At 47.9% G+C, this 2010-nt stretch carries 2 protein-coding genes; both read right to left on the reverse strand.

Annotated elements, in window-relative coordinates:
• The coding region (locus GX419_02505; GenBank protein NLI23565.1) for a glycosyl hydrolase at positions 1–1297 on the reverse strand (1297 nt) is incomplete at its 3' end.
• Positions 1298–1309: 12 nt separating this feature from the next.
• Positions 1310–2010, reverse strand: a 701-nt coding sequence (locus GX419_02510) for a PhzF family phenazine biosynthesis protein (protein NLI23566.1), incomplete at its 5' end; no start/stop codon positions are given.

Genomic DNA, 2010 nt, shown 5'->3' on the forward strand with positions numbered 1-2010 from the left:
CGCCGGGCAGATCATCCTGTGTGGAGCTGGTCAGTACCTTAATGGCACCGGGTCGCACAAACTTGCTGATATGCCCAATGTACCAGTAGGAATCCATATAATGCAGACTGCCGTCACGGGTATCGGCAATTACCGGCGCCAGACAGTAGTTTCCTACATGATTCGGCCCGCCCTTTTCGTCCAGAAGTATGTTCCAGTCAGTCCATCCGCTCGCTCCGTTGTTCAGATCATGGATCATGTTCAGGGCATATTCTTCGCCCCACTTCCACTCGTTTACCGTCTTCCAGTCAAAGGGATAACCGCACCCTTCCGTAAAAAGCACCTGTTTGTCGGGGTATGCTTCTTTCACCAGCCGCACATTTTCGAAATGGTTTCCGACATACCAGTGAAAACCAACGCCCCAGACATATTTTGCTGCCTCGGGGTCATCGAGTACTGTCTTTGCCCTCTGATACATTAGTCCCCGGTTGTGATCCCATACCATCAACCGTATATTGGCCAGTCCGGCTTTGTGCAGTTCGGGTCCCAGGAAATTCTTCACAAAGTCCCTTTCCTGTTCAGCTGTGTAAATGCATGATTCCCATGTTTGCACTGCCATAGGCTCATTCTGCACGGTCAATCCCCAGATGTTGATTCCCTGTTTGGCATATTCCTCAACAAACCGAACGTAATACCTGGCCCAGGAATGCATGTACTCTGGAAGAAGGGTCCCTCCATGGAGCATGTCGTTATTCGATTTCATCCAGGCAGGAGGGCTCCAGGGCGAGGCAAACAATTTCAGCGAAGGTGCTGTTTTCAATGCTTCCTGAATCAGGGGGATCTTGTATTTCAGGTCGTGTTCCAGGGAAAACGTGCTGAGAGCGGTGTCTCCTTCTTTTACATACGTGTAACTGTCGCTGGAAAAGTCACAACTGTTGATGTTGGTTCTTCCCAGCGAGTATCCTATTCCCTGGTCCGGATCATAGTAAGCTTTGATAAGCTCCTTTTGTTTCTCGACCGTCAGTTTGTAAAATGTTTCCGCTGCTGCATCAGTCAATGCACCACCAATTCCTTCAATGGTTTGTCCTTTTACTTCCGGATCCACAAAAAGTACAGCCATGTTTTCTCCGGGCTGTGGCATAGGCTCGGCCTGTATCGTTCCCTTGTCAGCCAGGCGATCGCCTGTGTTTTTAGCCGTCAGAAATACCCTGGCAGTCTGAAAGGTTTTTACTCCGGACTGCTTTGCCGGTTTGGTTTTTTCACTGCTGCAGGCCGCAATCAGCATAATGCATAAAATTCCAATCAACAGATTTCTCATATTCATTTTTTGTTAAAGGTTAGTCTCACTATCAGGCAAATGGATTTTCCCTTCCATATATGTGACAGCCTTTCCCGCTATCCGGACTCTGTTTCCTGCCAGAGTACAGTAGAGAGTTCCTCCTCGGCTCGAAACCTGACGGGCTGTCAGCGACCTTTTCCTGGTTTTTTCACTCCAGTAAGGTACCAGCAGAGTGTGGGCCGAACCGGTAACCGGGTCTTCATTGATACCTACCTGCGGACCGAAAAATCGGGAAACAAAGTCATAGTTTTTCCCGGGAGCGGTCACAATAACTCCTCTTGCTTTTGTTTTTCTAAGTAATTCGAAATCAGGGTTTAATGATTTAATATCTTCTTCCCGCTCATATACCAGCATATAATCTGAAATACCTTTCAGACAAAGTGTTGGCATTGCTCCAAGAGCTTCTGAAATCCCTTCAGGTAAAGGTGCCTGAGTTGGCTGATCGGCAGGAAAATCCAGTTCTATCATATTCTCTATTTTTTTGGCCTTCAGAATGCCGCTCATAGTTGAAAAAATGATTTCCCTGGCCGGGTGATGAAGATGGTGAAACAGGATGTGAGCCGAAGCCAGCGTGGCGTGACCGCAAAGCTCAACTTCTGTTGTTGGGGTGAACCAGCGGAGATGCCATATTTCTCCTTCCTTTACCAGAAAGGCCGTTTCGCTGAGATTATTTTCCGCGGCAATTTTCTGCA

The organism is Bacteroidales bacterium (assembly GCA_012517825.1).
GTDB lineage: Bacteria > Bacteroidota > Bacteroidia > Bacteroidales > JAAYUG01 > JAAYUG01.